Source organism: Mycobacterium sp. BK086 (assembly GCA_004362315.1).
Lineage (GTDB): Bacteria > Actinomycetota > Actinomycetes > Mycobacteriales > Mycobacteriaceae > Mycobacterium.
On sequence record SNWL01000008.1, the window covers coordinates 303783 to 322406 of the forward strand.

General features: G+C 67.3%; 19 protein-coding genes. 16 read left to right on the top strand and 3 right to left on the bottom strand.

The genetic code is table 11. The features are described 5' to 3' along the window. Positions 1–6: 6 nt before the first annotated feature. From EV580_RS27870 to EV580_RS27885, 4 genes are all read left to right on the top strand, one after another. Positions 7–831, top strand: coding sequence for an FkbM family methyltransferase (locus EV580_RS27870; RefSeq protein WP_133695532.1), 825 nt, complete (start codon positions 7–9; stop codon positions 829–831). A gap of 63 nt (positions 832–894) precedes the next feature. Continuing rightward, positions 895–2544 (top strand): lipopolysaccharide biosynthesis protein, encoded by a 1650-nt coding sequence (locus tag EV580_RS27875; protein WP_286171890.1) that lies wholly within the window; start codon positions 895–897, stop codon positions 2542–2544. Next, positions 2541–3668: a glycosyltransferase family 4 protein gene (locus tag EV580_RS27880; protein ID WP_286171891.1), complete on the top strand. Its 1128-nt coding sequence runs from the start codon at positions 2541–2543 to the stop codon at positions 3666–3668. Before EV580_RS27875 ends, EV580_RS27880 begins: the two co-directional genes overlap by 4 nt. Further along, positions 3655–6036 (top strand): glycosyltransferase, encoded by a 2382-nt coding sequence (locus EV580_RS27885; RefSeq protein WP_286171892.1) that lies wholly within the window; start codon positions 3655–3657, stop codon positions 6034–6036. Before EV580_RS27880 ends, EV580_RS27885 begins: the two co-directional genes overlap by 14 nt. Here the strand turns inward: EV580_RS27885 and EV580_RS27890 are convergent, their stop codons facing one another. Beyond that, the gene (locus EV580_RS27890) at positions 6037–6813 is read right to left on the bottom strand and encodes a DUF3109 family protein (protein ID WP_133695533.1); all 777 of its coding nucleotides are present in this window, start codon (positions 6811–6813) and stop codon (positions 6037–6039) included. Between the two features lie 96 nt (positions 6814–6909). Here EV580_RS27890 and EV580_RS27895 point away from each other — a divergent pair, with 96 nt between their 5' ends. The 9 genes from EV580_RS27895 to EV580_RS27935 all read left to right on the top strand — a co-directional run bounded on the left by EV580_RS27895 (position 6910) and on the right by EV580_RS27935 (position 14382). Next, positions 6910–7926, top strand: coding sequence for a Ppx/GppA family phosphatase (locus EV580_RS27895; protein WP_133695535.1), 1017 nt, complete (start codon positions 6910–6912; stop codon positions 7924–7926). Next, complete coding sequence (locus EV580_RS27900) at positions 7923–8963, top strand: Rv0497 family membrane protein (protein WP_133695537.1); 1041 nt, start codon at positions 7923–7925, stop codon at positions 8961–8963. The genes EV580_RS27895 and EV580_RS27900 overlap by 4 nt, the downstream gene beginning before the upstream one ends. Before the next feature lie 7 nt (positions 8964–8970). Then, a complete protein-coding gene (locus EV580_RS27905; protein ID WP_133695538.1) occupies positions 8971–9816 on the top strand; it encodes a sugar phosphate isomerase/epimerase family protein in 846 nt (281 codons plus the stop codon). A 15-nt stretch (positions 9817–9831) separates the two neighbouring features. Next, positions 9832–10629: a thioesterase family protein gene (locus EV580_RS27910; protein WP_133695540.1), complete on the top strand. Its 798-nt coding sequence runs from the start codon at positions 9832–9834 to the stop codon at positions 10627–10629. Positions 10630–10650: 21 nt separating this feature from the next. Continuing rightward, positions 10651–11514 (top strand): pyrroline-5-carboxylate reductase, encoded by an 864-nt coding sequence (gene proC / locus EV580_RS27915; protein ID WP_133695542.1) that lies wholly within the window; start codon positions 10651–10653, stop codon positions 11512–11514. Between the two features lie 139 nt (positions 11515–11653). Continuing rightward, positions 11654–11917: a helix-turn-helix domain-containing protein gene (locus EV580_RS27920; RefSeq protein ID WP_108053030.1), complete on the top strand. Its 264-nt coding sequence runs from the start codon at positions 11654–11656 to the stop codon at positions 11915–11917. A gap of 113 nt (positions 11918–12030) precedes the next feature. Next, positions 12031–12132, top strand: coding sequence for a 30S ribosomal protein bS22 (locus EV580_RS27925; RefSeq protein ID WP_003402602.1), 102 nt, complete (start codon positions 12031–12033; stop codon positions 12130–12132). Between the two features lie 84 nt (positions 12133–12216). After that, positions 12217–13290 carry an SDR family oxidoreductase gene (locus EV580_RS27930; protein ID WP_133695543.1) on the top strand — a complete coding sequence of 358 codons (1074 nt, stop codon included), beginning with the start codon at positions 12217–12219 and terminating at the stop codon, positions 13288–13290. Positions 13291–13317: 27 nt separating this feature from the next. Continuing rightward, complete coding sequence (locus tag EV580_RS27935) at positions 13318–14382, top strand: lysophospholipid acyltransferase family protein (RefSeq protein WP_133695545.1); 1065 nt, start codon at positions 13318–13320, stop codon at positions 14380–14382. 10 nt (positions 14383–14392) lie between these two features. On the opposite strand, the gene EV580_RS27940 is transcribed toward EV580_RS27935, so the two are convergent. Then, positions 14393–14905 carry an FAS1-like dehydratase domain-containing protein gene (locus EV580_RS27940; protein WP_133695548.1) on the bottom strand — a complete coding sequence of 171 codons (513 nt, stop codon included), beginning with the start codon at positions 14903–14905 and terminating at the stop codon, positions 14393–14395. A 39-nt stretch (positions 14906–14944) separates the two neighbouring features. Further along, positions 14945–15880 carry an HAD family hydrolase gene (locus tag EV580_RS27945; protein ID WP_133695550.1) on the bottom strand — a complete coding sequence of 312 codons (936 nt, stop codon included), beginning with the start codon at positions 15878–15880 and terminating at the stop codon, positions 14945–14947. Between the two features lie 30 nt (positions 15881–15910). Here EV580_RS27945 and EV580_RS27950 point away from each other — a divergent pair, with 30 nt between their 5' ends. The 3 genes from EV580_RS27950 (at position 15911) to hemC (ending at position 18623) form a co-directional block, all read left to right on the top strand. After that, positions 15911–16171 carry a glutaredoxin family protein gene (locus tag EV580_RS27950; protein WP_133695551.1) on the top strand — a complete coding sequence of 87 codons (261 nt, stop codon included), beginning with the start codon at positions 15911–15913 and terminating at the stop codon, positions 16169–16171. Positions 16172–16278: 107 nt separating this feature from the next. Next, positions 16279–17646, top strand: coding sequence for a glutamyl-tRNA reductase (locus EV580_RS27955; protein ID WP_133695553.1), 1368 nt, complete (start codon positions 16279–16281; stop codon positions 17644–17646). A 5-nt stretch (positions 17647–17651) separates the two neighbouring features. Then, positions 17652–18623 carry a hydroxymethylbilane synthase gene (gene hemC, locus EV580_RS27960; protein ID WP_133695554.1) on the top strand — a complete coding sequence of 324 codons (972 nt, stop codon included), beginning with the start codon at positions 17652–17654 and terminating at the stop codon, positions 18621–18623. Position 18624: the final 1 nt, after the last annotated feature.

Below are 18624 nucleotides of genomic sequence, written 5' to 3' on the forward strand. Positions count from 1 at the left end.
GCACAAGTGGCCCTCAAGCACGCCGTGTACGACGCCGTCAATCGACCTTCGACCCGCTGGTTGCTCGGCCTCGCGGCGTCGGCGAACGCCACCCTCGCCGGTGACCGCGCGCTGTTCACCTACGACCGGCAGACCGGGGATTGGCTGAAGCGGACACGCGCCGGTGCGATGCTCCTGCCCGACCTTCGTGGCGGCGAGGGGATGGACGCCGCGCAGTGTGACGCGTTCGCGCGAGAGGTGTTCCTACCCGAATACGCGATTCGGCCCGGCGACGTCGTTCTCGACGTGGGGGCGGGGATCGGCACAGAGGCGCTGCCGTTCTCCCGCATGGTCGGCGACTCGGGCCGGGTGATCGCCATCGAGGCGCACCCGACGACCTACGCCAAGCTCGCACGCGTGTGCCAGGCCAACAACCTGCGCAACGTCGAACCGATCCACGCCGCGGTGATGGACACCGAAGGAACGGTGAAAATCACTGACCTGCAGGCGGAGTCGTATCTCGAGAACAAGATCGGCGACGAGGGGGTGCCCGTCGCGGCGGTCACGATCCCCGGGCTGGTCGCCAAGCTGAAGCTGGATCGCATCGACTTTTTGAAAATGAACATCGAAGGCGCCGAACTACCTGCCCTGCGAGGTGCTCTCGACGTGCTGCCGATCGTCCGCCATGCGGCGATCGGGTGCCATGACTTCCTCGCCGACGAAACCGGCGACGAGTCGTACCGCACCAAGGATGCAGTCCACGCGATATTGGTCGACGCCGGTTTCACGGTCACCTCGCGGTCGGACGATCCGCGTCCGTGGGCGGCCGGGTACCTTTTCGCTTCGCGCTGAAGCCCGCCGCTCTATGATGGCCGTGAAATGGCTGCGGCTCCAGGCTGATCGGGGACTCTTCGGGTGGGACAGGGCGAGGATCCGACCATAGCCGGGGACAGTCGCGATCGCATCGGGGACGAGCCGCCCGCGGCACCGGAATCGACTCCGCAGACCGGCCGGCAGGCTGCGTGGAACTACTTGGTCTTCGGTCTGAGCAAGAGCTCGACGCTGATCATGACGATCGTGGCGGCGCGGCTTCTCGATCCCGCCGATTTCGGTCTGTTCACGCTCGCACTGCTGGTCGTCAATCTGTTCGACTACATGAAGGATCTCGGGGTCGGCGCCGCCCTTGTCCAGAGTCCGGGCAAGTGGGACCGGCTCGCCCCGACAGGGTTGACGCTGTCCGCGATCTTCGGTGTCATCGCCGGAGCGGCCCTGGCTGTCTTCGCCCCTTATGGTGCCGAGCTGGTCCGCCAACCGCAGCTGACGCCGCTGATCCGAGTACTGGCCATCGGGCTCACCATCTCGGCTTTCAGCGTGATTCCCGCCGCCCGGCTACGGCGCGATCTCGACTTCCGGCAGCGGATCTGGCCGGAGTTCGTGGGCTCCGCGGTCAAAGCGATACTCACCATCGTCCTGGCCGCCGCCGGGCACGGTGTGTGGAGCCTCGTCTGGGGCCAACTCGTCGGGACCATCTTGACGACGATCCTGTACTGGGTGGTTGCCCGCACTCCGGTCGTGTTCGGCTTCGATCGCCAGCAGGCGCGAAATCTCATCCGCTACGGATCAGCGCTGACCGGCGTCGCGCTGCTCAGCTTCGCGATGTTCAACACCGATTATCTGTTCATCGGCATGCGCCGCGGTGACGAACAGCTGGGTCTCTACACCTTGGCCTACCGGCTGCCCGACTTGCTGGTGCTGGCGCTCTGCAACGTGATCAGCGAGGTACTGTTCAGCTCTCTGTCGCGACTCCAGCATGCCCGCGAGCGTCTTTCGGAGCATTTCCTCCAGGTCATGGCCGTCACGATGGCGCTGAGCGCACCGATCAGCGTCGCCCTTGCCACGGTGGCGCCGGCCGTTGTGGGCACCCTGTACGGTCCCCAATATGCCGGTGCCGCACCGGTACTCATGGTGTTGTCCGTCTACGGTCTGCTGTTCTCGGTCTCCTGGCATGCCGGTGACGTGTTCAAAGCCATTGGTAGACCGTCGCTTCTCCTCGCGACAGGCACCGGCAGGCTCGGACTCATGGTCGGCCCGGTCTGGTGGGCCGCAGGACACAGCATCGTGGCGGTGGCGTCGGTGCTGGTGGCGGTCGAGACGGTGCTCCTCATGGTGAACACCGTGTTGTTGCGGAGGATGGGGGGAATCACCCCCGGCCAACTGTGGAATGCGGTGGGACGGCCGTTGCCCGCGGCGGCGGGGATGGGCGTCGTCATGCTCGCGCTCGCGTATCTGATGGCCGGACTGCCGGATCCGCTTGTCCTTGTCGTCGCCGGGGTGGCGGGTGTGCTGACCTACATTCTCGGGTTGCAACTCAGTGCGCCGAGCCTGTTCGAAGCGGGACTCGCGGTGGTCCGGTCCGTCCGCGGACACAGCGCCGCGGAATCGGCGAGTTCGGCTGTCGCACAACCTGGCAGCAGCATCGTCGTCACCATCCTTGTCGTGTTCGGCCTGTCACCGGTCATCGCCGCCGTCAACGGCGTTCGGCAGCTGTTGGGAGGTTCTCGGTGACCGAACAGAACCACGCACCGACGCGAGTGCTGATGATCCTGGACTCGTACAACTTCGGCGGTGCCGAGAACCTGATCGCCGAACTCGGCCGTTATGCGCCTGCGGCACTTGATGTGTCGGTCGCAAGCCTGGCACCGCAGGAGAGCAACCGCAATGCCCTGTACGGACGGTTGGCTGATGCGAACCTGAATCCGACCTACATCTCGGTGCGAAAGTTGTTGGATCCCCGTGGTTTCGTTCGGCTGGTGCGGGCGCTGCGCCAGGCGCACGTCGACGTGGTCCATGCTCATCTCGGGTATTCGGCGACTCTGGTCCCGCTCGCCGCCCGACTGGTAGGCCTGCCGGTGGTCGCCACCCTGCACCTGAGCCCGCAACCCCACTCGAGCCGAGGTGAATGGTTCAAAGAGCTTCTCTCGGTGCGGATCCCGGCTCGACTGGGCCGGATCGTGCTGGTGTCCCAACATGCTTTCGACCAGTATGCCAAGAGATACGGCCCGGCCCGCTCCACCTGGCGGGCGATCCCCAACGGGGTGGATGTCGGCCGCTACACCGTTCGCAGCGGCGCCCGCGCCACCGATCGACCGGTGTGGGCCGTTGTCGCCGCGTTGCGTCCGGACAAGAACCACGTCGACCTCATCAAAGCCTGGGCCGGGGTCGTGGCCGTGCATCCGTCCGCCAAACTGTTGGTGGTCGGTGACGGGCCCAGTCGCGCGGATATCGAAAATGCCGTTGCGGTAGCCGGATTGGAGGACTCGGTGGAGCTACTGGGCCGCCGCGAGGACGTACCCGACATCCTGGCGACCGTCGACGGCGTGGTCTCGGCGTCAGTCGACGAAGCGCTCCCGACCGCATTGATCGAGGCTGGTGCCTGCGGCCTGCCGGTGGTGGCCTCCGACGCAGGCGGAACCCGGGAGATCGTTGTCGACGGCGTCACCGGGCGGCTGGTACCCCTTCGTGACGTTCCTGCACTCACCGACGCACTTCTGGAGGTCATCGGAAACCCCGAACTGGCAGCCACATTCGGCGCTGCGGGGCGGACCCAGGCCGAGGACAAATACTCGATGCGCACGTGGGTCGACAGTCTCGACCATCTGTATCAGGAGGTCATCGGTGAACGCGCCTGACCGGGCCGTGCCTGCGCCGTTGACGGTGGCGCACGTGATCCACTCTCTCGGATCAGGCGGCGCCGAGGCGGTATTGGTCGATCTTGCCCGCGCGGCCCCGTCGGCGGCGATACGCCTCGTCGTCATCGGGCTTTCTGATGCGCACTCCGAGGGGGCCGTGGACAACCGGGCCGTCCCACTGCTGCGCGAGCAGGGCGCAACTGTCTACGAAATGCACTCGGGGCGTTATGATCTCACCGCCGTCATACGATTGGCCAAGGTGCTCAGAGACGAGCGCGTCGATATCGTGCACACCCACCTGAAGCACGCCGACCTGGTCGGCGGGCTAGCGGCCCGCCTGGTCGGGGTTCCGTCGGTCTCGACTCTGCATGTCATCGACATCCCGAAGTCCCGGGCGTCCCGGTTGCGGGTCAAGGCGGCGGTCGTCGGCCGCCGGTTCCTGTCGCGCGCGGTCATCGCCCTGTCCAGCGCCCAACGACGATGGTATGCCGAATACGCCGGCGCGGCGGCCCCGATCGTGGTGTTGCCCAACGGTGTTGTCGAACCTCGGGTCACCCGCGACCGCGCGGCGATCCGCGACGAGATCGGGGTACCCGAGGGCCACCTGCTGGCCGTCTGCGCGAGTCTGATGCGGCCGGAGAAGGGTCATGCCGACCTCGTCGAGGCGGTACGGCTGCTTACCGCCGACGTGCCCGTGGTCGTCGCCCTTGCCGGCGACGGCCCGCTGCTGGACGAGATCCAATCATCGGTGGACTCCGATCCTTCTCTTGCCCAACGGGTTCGGATCCTCGGATTCCGCGGCGACGTGCCAGACCTCATCGCGGCCGCCGACTTCGTCGTCCAACCCTCGCTGGAGGATGCCCTACCCACATCGCTCATCTCGTCGCTGGCCGGCGCCCGGCCGATCGTGGCGACCAACGTCGGGGGCATCCCCGATATCGTCGGCCCCGGCTGCGGGCTCCTCGTGGCGGCGGGACAGCCCGCTGCGCTGAGCTCTGGAATCGCCGATATGGCAACGACGATCCAGACCGACCCCGGCCAGCTCGCCGCAATGGAGCGCGCCACCCGCGAGCGCTACGACACCACCTACAGCGCCGACGTCTGGGTGCAGAACCTGCGCGCGCTCTACTCCCAGGTACTCCGGCGCGACAACGCGCGAGCACCGCAATCTGTGGTATTGGTGGAGTTTCCGCCGTCCGGTGGCCTGTACCAATTCTCGCTTCAGCTCGGTGAGGCGCTGGCACGCGCCGGTGACAGCGTGGAGCTCGTCACCGGCCCGTCCCCTGAACTGGGCTCTCGCGAACTCGGTTGCCGCGTCCTGTCTATCCTGCCGACCTGGCACCCCACGGCCGGCGCGGCTCTGCCGGAACTCTTGCGTAAGGGCCGCAGGGTGATTCGGGCCGGTCGGCACACCGCCGCCTGGGGTGTCCTGCTGGCGCACCTGATCCGTACCCGGCCCGACGTGGTGGTGTGGTCGGCCTGGCGGTTCCCGAGCGACGGCTGGGGTGTGCGTGCGGTGCGCAAGGTCATCCCGAATGCCTTGTTGGTCTTGGTGGCTCATGAACCGCGCGCGCTGGTCGAGCAACCCGGCCAGGACGGCCTGTACAAGACATCGCCGCTCATGACGCGGGCGCTGGGTCCGGCCTACGCCGATCTCGACGCCGTGTTCGTGCTCGGGGAGTCGGCGAAGCGCATCCTGCTGGAGACGTGGCCGGTGACCGCACCGGTCCACGTGATCCCGCACGGCGACGAAGGGATCTATGCCTCGGCCACCATGCCGAGCCCGGCCGCCACCGGTCCGCAAGCGCTGTGCTTCGGCACGGTCACCGCCTACAAGGGCATCGACACCCTGTTCAAGGCCTGGCCCGCGGTACGGGCTCAACTCCCCGACGCCGAACTGGTGGTGGCCGGCGCGCTGGGTCCCGACATGGACGAGTCGGCGCTGCGTGCCGATGTCGCCCAGCTGTCCGGGGTGCGGCTGGAGCTCGGGTATATCCCCGTCTCGGACGTGGCGTCCTACTTCGCGCCCGCGCGCTGCGTGGTCCTTCCGTACAAGCGCAGCTCGCAATCCGGTGTGGCACACCTGGCATACACGTTGGGCCGGCCCGTTGTCGCCACCAGAGTCGGGGACATCCCGGTTGTGGTCCGCGACGGGATCTCCGGAATCCTCGTCGAACCCGATGACCCCGATTCACTGGCCGCCGGGCTGATTCGGCTGCTGACCGATCCCGCGCTCGCGGAGACCATGGGCAAGGCCGGCGAACAGAGCCTGGCCGGGGTGTCGTGGGACGAGGTCGGAACCCAAGTCCTGGCGGCTCTGTCAGACGCCCGAAAGGCGCGGGGCGCAACAGGATTGGCGCAGCGTTAGTTACTCCGCGGCGCGGGTGGCCGGGTGGATGGCAAGCAGTCCCAATCCCGCCCGCCGTTTGCACATGGCCGCGAGTTCCGCGTAGGCCTTCTCACCGATCAGCTCGGTCAGCTCAGGGCCGTAGGACTGCCACACCTGCTTTTTCCCGACGTGGGCCCCCGGATCGCCTGTGCAATACCAGTGCAGGTCCAAACCGCCTTCGCCCCAGCCACGCCGGTCGTATTCGGTGATCAGGGTTTTGAGCACCTCGCTGCCGTCGGGCCGGGTGATGCGCTCCTGGACGCGACGGATCGGAAGCTGCCAGCAGATCTCGGGTTTCATCGTCAGCGGCTCGACGCCGAGTTTGAGTGCCTTGGTGTGCAGCGCGCAGCCGATGCCCGTCGGGAAGCCCGGCCGATTCAGGAAGATGCAGGCGCCCTTGTACTTGCGGGTGCGCAGTGCGGGCTCGTCGTCGTACTCGTCCTGTTCGAGGTAGCCCTTGCGGCCCAGCCCCTTCTCCCGGAACTGCCAATCGTCGTCGGTCAACTGTTTGACCGCCTCGTCGAGGTTGGCGCGGTCGTCGTCATCGGACAGGAACGCTCCGTGCGAGCAGCAGCCGTCGTCCGGGCGTCCCTCGACCGTGCCCTTGCAGGCCGGCGTCCCGAAGACACACGTCCAATGCGACAGCAGCCAGGTCATATCCGCGGCGATGAGATGTTCTGGATCGTCCGGGTCGTAGAACTCGACCCACTCGCGCGGGAAGTCCAGTTCGACCTCGCCTGGGTGCCCATGTGTCACAGCGCCCAACGGTAGTCCACTTTCGCGCAGCCTTCTCGCCGGCTTTTGTGCCATGTCGCAAGTGGCGCGCATCGCTGTCGCGCTACGTTTGTCCACGTGCGATTAGGCGTCCTCGATGTGGGCAGCAACACGGTTCATCTGCTGGTGGTCGATGCGCACCGCGGCGGGCACCCGACTCCGATGAGTTCGACAAAGGCCGCGCTGCGGCTCGCCGAGGCGATCGACGACTCCGGCAAGCTCACCCGCCGCGGCGCGGACAAGCTGATCGAGACCATCGACGAGTTCGCCAAGATCGCGGCCAGCTCCGGCTGCGCCGACCTGATGGCCTTTGCCACGTCCGCGGTCCGCGACGCCAAGAATTCCGAGGACGTGCTGGCCCGGGTCCTGGCCGAGACTGGGGTGAACCTGCAGGTTCTCTCGGGTGCCAACGAGTCCCGGCTGACGTTCTTGGCGGTGCGGCGCTGGTACGGCTGGAGTGCCGGGCGGATCATCAACCTCGACATCGGTGGCGGGTCACTCGAGCTGTCCAACGGTGTCGACGAGGCACCCGAGGTGGCGTTGTCGCTGCCGCTGGGGGCCGGCCGGCTCACCCGCGAATGGCTGCCCGACGATCCGCCGGGCCGGCGCCGGGTGGCCATGCTGCGGGACTGGCTGGACAACGAACTCGCCGAGGCCAGCGCGTTCGTCCTGGAGGCCGGCGTTCCGGACCTCGCGGTGGCGACCTCGAAGACGTTCCGCTCGCTGGCCCGCCTCACCGGCGCCGCCCCCTCGGGCGCCGGGCCCAGGGTCAAGCGGACGCTCACAGCCAACGGCCTGAGGCAGCTCATATCCTTCATCTCTAGGATGACGACGACAGATCGTGCCGAGTTGGAGGGAGTCAGCGCCGAGCGGGCGCCACAAATCGTGGCCGGCGCTCTGGTGGCGGAAGCAAGTATGCGAGCACTGTCACTGGAGTCCGTCGACATCTGTCCGTGGGCACTGCGCGAGGGCATCATCCTGCGGCGACTCGATAGCGAAGCTGACGGAACTGCCCTGGTAGAAACCTCCGTGGGGGATGCTGGAGGCAAGGTTTTTGATCGGTCGACTGCCGCCCGATCGAGAGGCACACGATGACTGCACCAGATGACAGCGAGAACAGCCGGCCGATCTCGGTCGCCGAGCTGCTCGCCAAGAACGGAACGATCGGCTCACCGCCGGTCGGGGGGCGGCGTCGCCGCCGGCGCGGTAACAGCGACGCGGTGACGGTAGCCGAGCTGACCGGCGAGATCCCGATCATTCGGACCGGCGAGATGCCGATCGTGCGTGACGTCGAGGTCACCGACGTCGAGGTGACCGAGGAACCGGTCGACGAAGAGACCACCGCTCCCGAGCCGGCCGAGACGCCGGCCACCAACGGATCGGCCCCGGCGATCGAGCAGGTCGAAGAGGTCGAGGAGCCCGTCGAGGAAGAGCAAGAGCCGCCAGCGCGGCCCTTCGACGGTCCGCCCCCGCGCGCGGACAGCCCGCTGCCACGCCGCGAGAGCGGCCCCGAGCGCGGTTACGACCCGCGTCCGCTGCGCAGGCCCGAGCAGCAGCCGGTGGCCGCGGTAACGGCCGTCGACGGGGAGGAATCCTCGGACGCCGAACAGATGGCCTTCGACCCGCTCGACGAGGCTGCCCCTGCGCTGGACCTGGCCGCCGACGAGCAGGTCGACGAGGCTATTGAGGCCGCTGCGCTGCAGTCCTACCTCCGCTCCTCCGGCGGCACTCTGTTCGGCGGCCAGACGGTGGCCGACGACCTGGCCCGCCGCGGAATCGCCCTCGACGACCAGCATGACGGCGACGCCATCGTGGTGGCGCCTGATAAAGACGCCGACGCCGAAGCGGAGTATCCCCGCGAGGGCAAGCTCACTGCCGTGTGGCGCGGCCTGCTGGTGGTGGGCCAGTCGATCCTGGCCGTCGCGTTCGGCGCCGGGCTGTTCATCGCCTTCGACCAGCTGTGGCGGTGGAACAACATCGTCGCGCTGGTGCTGTCGGTATTGGTGATCCTTGGCCTGGTGGTGGCTGTCCGAATCGTCCGGAAAACCGAGGACATCGCCAGCACTCTGATCGCGGTGGCGGTCGGGGCGCTGGTCACACTCGGACCGCTGGCGCTGCTGCAATCGACCTGATTCATCAGTGCGCCCCGCAATCAAGGTCGGTCTGTCGACGGCCTCGGTCTATCCGCTGAGGACCGAGGCCGCTTTCGAGTACGCGGCCGAATTGGGTTACGACGGTGTCGAACTCATGGTGTGGGCCGAGACCGTCAGCCAGGACATCGGCGCCATCGCGAAGCTGTCGCGCCGCTACAACATGCCGGTGTTGTCGGTGCATGCGCCGTGTCTGCTGATCTCCCAACGCGTCTGGGGTGCCAACCCCATCCCGAAGCTGACCCGCAGTGTGCAGGCCGCCGAGCGGCTCGGCGCGCAGACGGTGGTGGTGCACCCGCCGTTTCGATGGCAGCGCCGCTATGCCGACGGATTCAGCGAGCAGGTCGCGGAGCTGGAGAGTCGCAGCGATGTGCTGGTCGCGGTGGAGAACATGTTCCCCTTCCGCGCCGACCGGTTCTTCGGCTCGGGGGACCCGTCGATCGAGCGGATGCGCAAGCGTGGTGGCCGTCCCGGCGTTGGCATTTCGGCGTTCGCGCCGTCGTATGACCCGCTCGACGGTAATCACGCGCACTACACGCTGGATCTCTCGCATACCGCGACCGCGGGCACCGACGCTCTGGAGATGGCCGAGCGGATGGGCTCCGGGCTGGTGCACCTGCATCTGTGTGACGGAAGCGGTGCGTCGACCGACGAACACCTGGTGCCTGGCCGCGGGACCCAGCCCACCGTCGAGGTGTGCCAGATGCTGGCCGCCAGCGACTTCACCGGACATGTGATCCTCGAGGTCACCACGTCGGGTGCGCGTACCAAAGCCGAGCGGGAGGGCTTGCTCACCGAGTCGCTCCAGTTCGCGCGGACTCACCTGTTGCGTTGAGCGAGAAGGGCATTGATGTACCCCCGGTTCGATGAAGTGATGAAGCTGATCCCGGTTGACGAGGGCTTCGAGGCAAACCTCAACGAGCACTGGACAATTGGCCCGAAGATCCACGGCGGCGTGATGCTGGCGTTGTGCGCCAAGGCCGCTCGCGACGCGTATGGCAATGCGGATTTCCAGCCGGTCGCGGTGTCGGCCGACTTTCTGTCCGCTCCCGATCCCGGGGCGGTACGGCTCGTCACGACCGTGCAGAAGCGCGGTCGCCGCATCGGTCTGGTGGATGTGGCACTCGCCCAGGGCGAGCGCACCTGCGTGCGCGCGGTGGTCACCCTCGGCGATCCCGAGCACCATGTCGAGCCCCTGCTGTCGGCCAGTCCGGTGACGGCACTGATGAGCGTGGAGCCGCCCGCGCAGATCGAGCCGATCGGACCTGGACATCCCGCGGCCGCCATCAACAACCTGGCCCGCGGCTGCGATATCCGGCCGGAGCTCACCGAGACGGTCACCGAGTCCGGCGCGCCGGTGTTCAAGATCTGGGTCCGGCCCAAGGAGGGACCGGTGGACGTTCTGTTCGCGCTCATGTGCGGCGACATCTCCGTTCCGGTCTGCTACGCCGTGAACCGGCGCGGCTGGGCGCCCACCGTGCAGATGACCGCCTACCTGAGGGGCATGCCCGACGACGGCTGGCTGCGGGTGGCCTGTACGACCACCCAGATCGGTCAGGACTGGTTCGACGAGGACCACACCGTGGTCGACAGCGCGGGGCGCATCATCGTGCAGACGCGCCAGCTGGCCTTGGTGCCGACCGAATAGCCGTTCTATAGGGTTCCCCGCATGGCCAGAATCGCGATCATCGGCGGCGGCAGTATGGGCGAGGCGATCCTTGCGGGGCTGCTTCGGGCGGGCCGGCAGGTCAAGGACCTGGTGGTGTCCGAGCGGATGCCGGAGCGAGCCCGCTACCTGGGCGAGAAGTACTCGGTGCGGATGGCGACGGTCGCCGAGGCGGTCGAGACCGCCGCGTTCGTGATCGTCGCCGTCAAACCGGCTGATGCCGAGACAGTCATCGCCGAGATCGCCGAGGCGGCCGCGCAGGCCGACAGCGACACCGTCGAGCAGGTCTTCGTGACCGTCCTGGCCGGCGTGACGATCGGCTTCTACGAGGCCCGGCTGCCCGCCGGCTCACCGGTGGTGCGCGTGATGCCCAACGCCCCGGCCCTGGTCGGTGCGGGCGTCAGCGCGCTGGCTGCGGGCCGGTTTGCCACGCCTGAGCAGCTGGCCGACGTCGCGGGCGTGTTCAAGTGCATCGGCGACGTGCTGACGGTGCCCGAAAGCCAGCTCGATGCGGTCACCGCGGTCTCCGGTTCGGGGCCCGCGTACTTCTTCCTTTTCGTCGAAGCGTTGGTCGACGCGGCGGTCGCAAACGGGCTCGGCAGGGCCGTCGCGACCGATCTGGCGGTGCAGACGATGGCCGGATCGGCGGCCATGCTCCTGGAACGCCTCGACAGCGAACGAGCGGCTGGCGAAGACACCGGCCTGGACACGTCGGCGGCCCGGCTGCGGGCGATGGTCACCTCCCCGGGCGGGACCACGGCCGCTGGCCTGCGGGAACTTGAGAAGGGTGGGGTCCGCGCGGCCATCGCGGCCGCCATCGACGCCGCGAAAACACGCTCTGAGCAGCTAGGAATTACATCAGAGTAGTTCAACAATTTTCTGATGGATCTACCCACACCCGTCGCAGTAACCCCATCCGCCACGCTATTCTCCTCGTGTATGCACGGCTGGGTGCCAGCGGTGGGGAAGCCGCTGGAACTGCCCGTGCCTGACGGATTGGGTTGCGATGACGTCTATGAACGGGCCATCGGCGCGGGATTCGGCTGGAAAATCGGCGCGGGATGCCGGTGGCGCCGATAGCCCGCCGGCCGCCAGAGCTCAATTTCTCACCGTCGCCGAAGTTGCTTCACTGATGCGCGTCAGCAAGATGACGGTGTATCGCCTGGTGCACAACGGCGAGCTGCCCGCGGTGCGGGTCGGCCGCTCGTTCCGGGTGCACGCCAAGGCCGTCCACGACTTGCTGGAGACGTCGTACTTCGACGCCGGCTAGTCGCCGTCGCGCGAGGCCGTTTTCCGTTCTGCATGCCTGCTTAGGTAAGGTGTTCGGGACATAGAGACGCCTGCTCTGGTGCAGGCACTGCAAAGACTTAGGTAGCGGATTTCATGGGTTCAGTCATCAAGAAGCGGCGCAAGCGCATGTCGAAGAAGAAGCACCGCAAGCTGCTGCGTCGTACCCGGGTCCAGCGCAGAAAACTCGGTAAGTAGCCGCTCTACCGGGCCGCGACGATCTCGAGCCCGGTGAGATGTCGAGCCGCGCCGGGCTCCGTTGCAAGCCGATAGGCTGTCCAGATGGATTCCGGCGGTACCGACTCCGAAACCCCGCACTACCCGAAGGTTGTGCTGGTCACGGGCGCCTGTCGTTTTCTCGGCGGATACCTGACTGCGCGGTTGGCGCAGAATCCGTTGATCAACAAGGTCATCGCCGTCGACGCTGTCGCGCCGAGCAAGGATCTGCTTCGCCGGATGGGGCGGGCTGAGTTCGTCCGCGCCGACATCCGAAACCCGTTTATCGCCAAGGTGATCCGGAACGGCGAAGTCGACACCGTCGTGCATGCCGCTGCGGCCTCCTACGCCCCGCGCTCGGGTGGCCGCGCCACGTTGAAGGAAATCAACGTGATGGGCGCCATGCAGCTGTTCGCGGCCTGCCAGAAGGCGCCCTCGGTGCGCCGGGTGATCCTCAAGTCGACCTCCGAGGTCTACGGCTCCCATGCCCACGACCCGGTGGTCTATACCGAGGACAGCAGCAGCCGCAGGCCGCCGGGCGAGGGCTTCGCCCGCGACAGCATCGACATCGAGGGCTACGTGCGCGGGCTGGGGCGGCGCAGGCCCGATATCGCGGTGACGATCTTGCGGCTGGCCAACATGATTGGCCCCGGAATGGACACCGCCCTGTCGCGGTATCTGGCCGGCCCCGTGGTGACCACCGTGCTCGGCCACGACGCACGGCTGCAGCTGCTGCACGAGCAGGACGCTCTCGGGGCGCTGGAGCGCGCGACGATGGCCGGCAAGTCGGGCACGTTCAACATCGGCGCCGACGGCGTGATCATGATGTCGCAGGCGATCCGGCGAGCCGGCCGCGTTGCGCTTCCGTTGCCGAATCCCGGCTTTTGGGCACTGAATTCGTTGCGAAGGACCGGCCGGAGTTCCGACCTCAACCGCGACCACATGGACTGGCTTAATTACGGGCGCGTCATGGACACCACGAGAATGCGCTCCGAGTTGGGCTTTGCGCCGAAATGGACGACGATAGAGGCGTTCGACGACTACGTGCGCGGCAGAGGATTAACCCCGATCATCGATCCGAAATGGGTACGATCTGTGGAGAGTCGCGCCGTTGCCGTTGCGCAGCGATGGGGCGGCTGATGAGCCGATGGTGGGGAAGAGGTAACCGTGGCGGGTGATTCCAAAGCGAAAGTGATTCCGCTGCACTCGAATTCAAGTCGTGCGGCGGCCGCCCGACGGGCTGCGCTGCGCGCCGAGGCCGCCCGCCGACATCCCTCCCTGCTGTCCGATCCCGGCACTCGCGCCTCGGCGGAAGAAATTGCCGCTGTCGTAAGGGAAATCGACGGGCGCCGCGGCGCGGCCTCTATAGGCCGCCCTGATGAGGCTCCTAATGAACTGGCGCAACGCATTTCGGCGATTGCCGATTTTGTGTCCAAGCGTCTCGCCGGCGATTACTCGGTCGACGAATTCGGTTTCGACCCGCAGTTCAACAACGCACTCGTCCTGCCTTTGCTGCGCTTCTTTTTCCAGAATTGGTTCCGGGTCGAGGTCAGCGGAATCGAAAACCTGCCGAAGAATGGCGCGGGCCTGCTGGTCGCCAATCACGCCGGCACGTTGCCGTTCGACGGGTTGATGCTGTCGGTGGCTGTGCATGATCACCACCCGAAGAACAGGGACCTGCGGTTGCTGGCCGCGGACATGGTGTTCGACATGCCGATGATGGGCCCGATCGCCCGCAAGGCCGGCCACACGATGGCGTCCACCGTCGATGCCCACCGGCTGCTGGTCGGCGGCGAGCTGACGGCGGTCTTCCCCGAGGGCTACAAGGGCCTGGGCAAGCCGTTCAAGGACCGCTACAAGCTGCAGCGATTCGGCCGTGGTGGGTTCGTCTCGGCGGCGCTGCGAACCAAGGCGCCGATCATCCCGTGCTCGATCGTCGGGTCCGAGGAGATCTACCCGATGATCACCGACGTGAAGCTGCTCGCACGGGTGCTGGGGTTGCCGTACTTCCCGATCACCCCGCTGTTCCCGCTGGCCGGCCCGGCCGGGCTTGTCCCGCTACCGTCCAAGTGGCACATCGCATTTGGGACGCCGATCGAGACGGCTGACTACGACGAATCCGCGGCCGACGATCCGATGGTCACATTCGACCTGACCGACCAGGTGCGCGAGACCATCCAGCAGACGCTCTATCAGTTGCTGACCAAGCGCCGCAATATGTTCTTGGGCTGAGCCCGGGGAATCAGCGCGGCGTTTGCCGGCCCAGCGCTGCCGCGGCGATCGCCGCCACCTGAGCATTGGTCGCTTCGTCGCTCTCGGCTTCACCGATCATGGTGACGACGGTCGTCATCACCGGTTTGCCTTCTTCGTCGGTGACTTCGCTGCGCAATTCACTGATGACGGTGCCGAACGATTCGACCACCGAATCCAGCCAGGAATCGAAGAACAATTTGTCGCCGGCCACGATCGGTCGGTGGAAAAGGATCTTCTGGTCGCGGTGAATGACGCGGGCGATATTGACCCCGACATCGAAGTTCAAGAAGATGTCGAGCTGCACCTGGCGTCCCGCGATCGCGATGAACGTCAGCGGGGCCACCACGTCGGAGTAACCGGCCGCCTTGGCGGCGTCCTCGTCGAAGTGCAGCGGATCATCCGACTGGATCGCCTTGGCGTACTCGCGGATCTTCTCCCGCCCGACCAGGTAATAGTCCGGGTAGCGGTAATGGGTTCCGATGATGTCGTTGGCGATTGACACTCGGGGAGCCTATCAGCGGGTATGGCGGCGGCTGTGTGGTCAGTGCTCGTGCCTGCGTGACACCGCCGCCGCAAGCGCTCCACCGATCGCACCCAGCGCCAGCGCCGAGGGCACCCCGATGCGGGCCGCTTTGCGCGCAGTCCGGAAATCGCGGATCTCCCAACCCCGCTCGCGGGCCAGTTCGCGCAAGTTGGCGTCCGGGTTGATCGCGACGGCCGTGCCGACCAGGGACAGCATCGGCACGTCGTTGTAGCTGTCGGAGTAGGCGGTGCAGCGTTTGAGGTTCAGGCCCTCGCGAACGGCCAGCTGTCGCACCGCGTGCGCCTTGCCGACGCCGTGCAGGATGTCGCCGACCAGACGGCCGGTGAAAACCCCGTCTGCCGACTCCGCGACCGTGCCCAGCGCGCCGGTCAGGCCCAGCCGCCGGGCGATCGTGTCGGCCAGCTCGTAGGGCGTCGCGGTGACCAGCCAGACCTGCTGGCCGGCATCCAGATGCATCTGGGCCAGCGCGCGGGTCCCCTGCCAGATCTTGTCGGCGATGATGTCGTCGTAGATCTCCTCGCCGACCGCGATCAGCTCGGCGGTCGAGCGGCCCTCGATGAAGGCCAGCGCCTTGGCCCTGCCCTCGGCCACGTCGTCGCTGTTCTCCCGGCCGGTCAGCTGGAACTTGGCCTGCGCGTAGATGAATTTGGCCATGTCGGCGTAGGTGAAGTACTTGCGGGCGGCCAGGCCGCGACCGAAGTGCACCAGCGACGAGCCCTGCACCAACGTGTTGTCCACGTCGAAGAACGCCGCCGCCGTGAGGTCGGCGGGCGGCGGCTCGGCCGGCTCGGCGGCCTGTGGGCTGGGCTCGCGACGCGCGGCGATGCTGGCGTCGCGTGCCACGGCGCTGGCCTGCTCGGCGACCAACTCGTCGACGGCCCGCTCGGCGCTCGCATCGCCCGCGAGTTCCTGGTCGTGGTCCCCGGGCCCCATGGGACAACCCTAACTGCGACACTTGCTCGCGTGAGCCGCGCACACGTCGAGCTGTTGACCCGGGCCGGATGCTCCCTGTGCCAGCAGGTCCACGACCGGCTGACCGAGCTGGCCGCCGAGCTCGATTTCGAGCTCTCGGCCACCGACGTCGACGCCGCCGCGGCAGCCGGAGACAGCTCTCTACGAGCCGAATTCGGCGATCGGCTGCCTGTTGTCCTGCTCGACGGCCGCGAGCACAGTTACTGGGATGTGGACGTTCCGCGGTTACGAGCGGATCTCGCTGCGCGGTGAACGACCGCTGGAATTTGGCCAGCCGCCTGCGCAGCGTTTACCGTGGAAGTAAGTTTCACTAACGGAGCATTCCGTGACAGCAAGGGAGCGGGCCAGGTGATCGTGCCGTGAGCGTGCTGCTGTTCGGGGTGTCGCATCGAAGCGCCCCCGTTTCTGTCCTTGAGCAGTTGTCCACGGACGAGTCCGACCAGGTCAAAATCATCGACCAGATCCTCCAGTCGTCGCTGGTGACCGAGGCGATGGTGCTGTCCACCTGCAACCGGGTCGAGGTCTACGCGGTGGTCGACGCCTTCCACGGCGGGCTGTCGGCGATCGGCCAGGTGCTGGCCGAGCATTCCGGTATGTCGATGGGCGATCTGACCAAGTACGCCTACGTCCGCTACAGCGAGGCCGCTGTCGAGCACCTCTTCGCCGTCGCGAGTGGTCTGGACAGCGCGGTGATCGGCGAGCAGCAGGTGCTCGGCCAGGTCCGCCGTGCCTATGCCAACGCCGAGACCAACAAGACCGTCGGGCGGGTGCTGCACGACCTGGCCCAGCGTGCGCTGTCGGTGGGCAAGCGGGTGCACTCCGAGACTTCGATCGACGCCGCGGGGGCCAGTGTGGTGTCCGTCGCACTCGACATTGCCGGATCACGGCTCAGCGGGCTCGGTGGGCGCACCGCCACCGTCGTCGGCGCCGGCTCCATGGGCGGCCTGTCGGTGGCGCACCTGCTGCGCGCCGGCGTCACCCACATCGACGTCGTCAACCGCTCGCTGCCCCGCGCCGAGCGGCTGGCCGAGAACATCCGCGCGCAGGGTGCCACCGCGCAGGCGCTGACCCTCGAGCATCTCCCGGAAGCACTGGCCGCCGCCGATGTGGTGGTCAGCTGTACCGGCGCGGTCCGCCCGGTGGTGTCGCTGGCCGACGTGCACAACGCACTGGCCACCACCCGCCGCGACGAGACCGCCCCGCCGCTGGTCCTCTGCGACCTCGGAATGCCCCGCGATGTCGACCCCGCCGTGGCCGGCTTGCCCGGTGTTTCGGTCATCGACATGGACCGGGTGCAGCGTGAACCGTCCGCCCGGGCCGCGGCCACCGACGCCGAAGCTGCCCGCCAGATCGTCGCCGCCGAGGTTGCCAGCTACCTGACCGGACAGCGGATGTCCGAGGTCACCCCCACTGTCACCGCCCTTCGCCAGCGCGCCGCCGACGTCGTCGAGGCCGAGCTGTTGCGGCTGGACAACCGGCTGCCGGGCCTGGACGACTCGCAGCGCGACGAGGTCGCCCGTACCGTGCGCCGAGTGGTCGACAAGCTGCTGCACGCCCCGACTGTGCGGGTCAAGCAGCTGGCCAGCGCGCCCGGTGGCGACAGCTACGCCGAGGCGTTGCGGGAACTCTTCGAACTCGATCCACAGGCCGTCGACGCCGTCGCCGCGGGTGAATTGCCCCTGCCGGCAACGGAATTCGATCAAGGCCGAGCAGACGGTACCGGGTAGCGCGGTTGGCCAGCAGTAACGACGCGGTAATCCGGATCGGTACCCGGGGCAGCCTGCTGGCGACAACGCAGGCCGGGACCATTAGAGACCAACTCATCGAGCGCGGGCATCCCGCCGAGCTGGTCATCATCAGCACCGAGGGTGACCGATCGGACAAGCCGGTCGCCGAGATCGGGGTGGGCGTGTTCACCGCCGCCCTGCGTGAAGCCATCGCCGACGGCCGCGTGGACATGGCCGTGCACTCGTACAAGGATTTGCCGACGGCTCCCGACGACCGGTTCGTCATCGCCGCCATCCCTCCTCGGCAGGACGCCCGCGACGCGTTGGTGGCGCGCGACGGGATGGTCCTGGGGGAGTTGCCGACCGGCTCGGTGATCGGCACGAGCTCCGTGCGACGGGCGGCACAGCTTAGAGCACTGGGTCTCGGTTTGGAAATCCGCCCCCTAAGAGGCAACCTAGATACCAGGTTGAACAGGGTAAGCAGTGGTGATCTCGACGCCATCGTGGTTGCCCGGGCGGGCCTGGCCCGCCTCGGACGACTCGGCGATGTCACCGAGACGCTGGAGCCGGTACAGATGTTGCCAGCGCCGGCTCAAGGTGCGCTCGCGGTCGAGTGCCGCGCAGGCGACACCGAGCTCGCGACGCTGTTGGGAGAGCTGGACGATCCCGACACCCGCGCCGCGGTCACCGCCGAGCGAACCCTGCTGGCCGAACTGGAGGCGGGTTGTTCCGCACCGGTGGGCGCGATCGCCGAGGTCGTCGAGTCCATCGATGACGACGGCCGCGTCTTCGACGAGCTGTCACTACGCGCATGCGTGGCGGCAGCAGACGGATCCGACGTGATTCGTGCGTCCGGTATCGGCACTCCCGGCCGGTCCGCAGAGCTGGGGCTCTCGGTCGCCGCGGAGTTGTTCGAACTCGGTGCGCGCGAGGTCATGTCGGTACAACTCCGCGATGAAGCGGTAGAGCGGGAGTGAA